The sequence below is a fragment of the Aeromicrobium sp. genome, from assembly GCF_036676885.1.
In the GTDB taxonomy this organism is placed as follows: Bacteria; Actinomycetota; Actinomycetes; order Propionibacteriales; family Nocardioidaceae; genus Aeromicrobium.
In genome coordinates this window covers 1-2,516 of the sequence record NZ_JAKFCB010000173.1, presented here as the reverse complement: position 1 = coordinate 2,516, position 2,516 = coordinate 1, and the positions used below count along the sequence as shown (strand labels likewise).

The 2,516-nt window shown below is 67.8% G+C and carries 3 protein-coding genes; all 3 read left to right on the top strand.

The features are described 5' to 3' along the window. Nucleotides 1-973 (top strand): ABC transporter permease (locus V6M46_RS08265; protein ID WP_332663661.1); only part of this gene is annotated, 973 nt, incomplete at its 5' end. A 67-nt stretch (nt 974-1,040) separates the two neighbouring features. Continuing rightward, nucleotides 1,041-2,177 carry a sugar ABC transporter substrate-binding protein gene (locus V6M46_RS08260; protein ID WP_332663659.1) on the top strand — a complete coding sequence of 379 codons (1,137 nt, stop codon included), beginning with the start codon at nt 1,041-1,043 and terminating at the stop codon, nt 2,175-2,177. 78 nt (nt 2,178-2,255) lie between these two features. Next, nucleotides 2,256-2,516, top strand: a 261-nt coding sequence (locus V6M46_RS08255) for a hypothetical protein (RefSeq protein ID WP_332663657.1), incomplete at its 3' end; no start/stop codon positions are given.

The window sequence follows — 2,516 nt, the reverse complement described above, 5'->3', positions numbered from 1 at the left end:
ATTCGACAAGATCGGCGCGATCTATGTCTGGCTCGCGATCGTGGTGGTGTTCTCGTTCTGGGCGCCGGACACGTTCCCCAACATCACGACGGCGAAGCAGATCCTCAACTCCAACGCCATCACGGGACTCGCCGCGCTCGCGGTGACGATCCCGTTGGCCGCTCGCGTGTTCGACCTGTCGTTCGCGCTCAACATGAGCCTGTGCGGGGTCGCGGTCGCGCACTTCGTCGTCGACGGGGTCCCGTTGGGACTGGCCCTGGCGCTCGGGGTGCTGATCGGGCTCGCCGTCGGACTGATCAACGCGACGGTCGTCGTGGTGATGAAGATCGACTCGTTCATCGCAACCCTGGCGACCGGTTCGCTGATCCAGGCGTTGATCACGCTGGTCACCAACGACACGCCGATCAGCGACTCCAAGCTGGCCGGCGGGTTCTCCAAGATCGGGCAGACCACGGTCGGCGGGATCACCCTTCCGGTGCTCTACTTCGCGCTGGCCGCGGTGGCGATCTGGTACCTCCTCGAGCACACCGCGACGGGACGCCGCCTGTACGCCACGGGCTTCAACCCGGACGCGGCGCGGCTTGCCGGGGTCAGCGTCGCCCGGCTCCAGTTCATGGCGCTCGTCACCTCGGGCGTGCTGTCCGGCGCGACGGGGATCGTGCTGGCCTCGATCCTCGGTGGCGGGTCCCCGACCGCCGGCACGCCGTACCTGCTGCCCGGATTCGCCGCGGTGTTCCTCGGTGCGACGCAGCTCAAGAACGGCCGGTTCAATGCCGGCGGCACGATCATCGCGGTCCTCCTGCTCGGCACCGGCACGACTGGTCTCGGGCTGGCGAACGCCCCGCAATGGTCGGGTGCGCTGTTCGTCGGCATCGTCCTGATCGCCGCACTGATGGTGACGGGCCTGCAACGCCGCACCACGCTGTCCGCTCGGGCACCGGCAACGGAAGAACCCGAGCCGCAACCCGCCTGACCACCCCCGGCCTCGGCCGACCCACCACAACTCTCGGGGCGTTATGTCCACACAGAAAGTGAGAAAAATGTCCAAGAAACCTGGCAGCCTCCGCGGCCGTGCCAAGGGCGGTGCGCTGGCGATCACGCTCGCGGCAGTCCTCGTCATGGCATCCGCCTGCGGCTCAAGCGACGCATCCAGCTCGGGCTCGGTCGACACCGCCGGGCTCAAGGCAGCTGAGGCCACCGTGGCCAAGGCCTCCGAGCGGCCCACCACGATCCCGGTCACCGAGCCGGTCGGCAAGCCGATCCCCACCGGCAAGAAGATCACGTTCGTCAGCTGCGGCGTCGAGGCCTGTGCCATCCAGGGCCCGATCCTCGCCGCCGGCGCCAAGTCGCTGGGCTGGACGGTCGACCAGGTTGCGACCGACGGTTCGGCAGAGAAGGTGCAGGGCGCGATCGACGCCGCCATCCGCAACGGCTCCGACGCGGTGATCCTCAACGCTGCCGACCGCGATGCGTACTCCAAGCAGATCGCCGACGCCAAGAAGGCCGGCGTCCAGTTCGTGACGTGCTGCTCGCTGGCGACGGCGGGCGACGGGCTGCTCTACAACACCGCGACCGACAAGCAGAACGGTCCGATCGGTGACTACCTAGCGGCCGAGGTCGTCGCGGACAGCAAGGGCAAGGCCAACGCGCTGTACGTCAACATCTCGGCGTTCGAGATCCTCAAGCAGGTCGGCGAGACCTTCGACGCGAGCGTCAAGAAGTACTGCTCGGACTGCTCGGTCGACAGCCTCGACATCCCGCTGACGTCGTTGGGCAAGGATGCGCCGGACCGGATCATCTCCTACCTGCGCAGCCATCCCAAGGTCAACTACGTCGCGCTGTCGGTCACGGACGCTCTCGGTGCGGGCCTGCCCGCGGCGATCAAGGCGGCCGGTCTGGGCGACAAGGTCAAGATCGTCGGCCAGGGCGGCGGCACGCAGAACTTCACCGACCTGAAGTCCGGCGCGATCGAGGCCCTTGTCCCGGGTGACCTCTACTCGTACGACTACCTGATGCTCGACGCGCTGGCCCGGCACTGGGCCGGGGTGCCGCTGAACGACGCCGGCCCGCCGTACTGGTTGGTCAAGAAGGACACCGTCCCGACGGACACGTCCAAGCCGTTCCCGGTCATCGAGGACTACAAGGCGCAGTACGAGAAGCTGTGGGGCGTGTCGTGAGCCTCAGCTGAACCCGTCCGGCATCGGCGTCCCTCCAGGCGCCGGTGCCGGACTCGCCATTTCCCTGAAGGAGACCTCATGATCGAAAGCCCCGTCCGTTCCTACGAGCTCGACCTCGACGTGACGGCATCGCTGCCATTCGTCTCGTCCGCCACGATGCTTCGCGCGACGGTGTGGGCTGCCGAGGGGCCGCGGGCAGTGCTGGTGTGCTGGCCGGGTGGCTCCTACAGCCGTACGTACTGGGACTTCCAGGTGGCCGGTCGCGACGGCTACAGCTTCGCCGAGCACATGGTGCACCGGGGCTTCAGCGTCGTCGCCGTGGATCCGCTGGGGGTCGGC

Bases quoted from the DNA above. Each gene is read 5' to 3' on its own strand.
- V6M46_RS08260 (WP_332663659.1), top strand. From the start codon at position 1,041: ATGTCCAAGAAACCTGGCAGCCTCCGCGGCCGTGCCAAGGGCGGTGCG.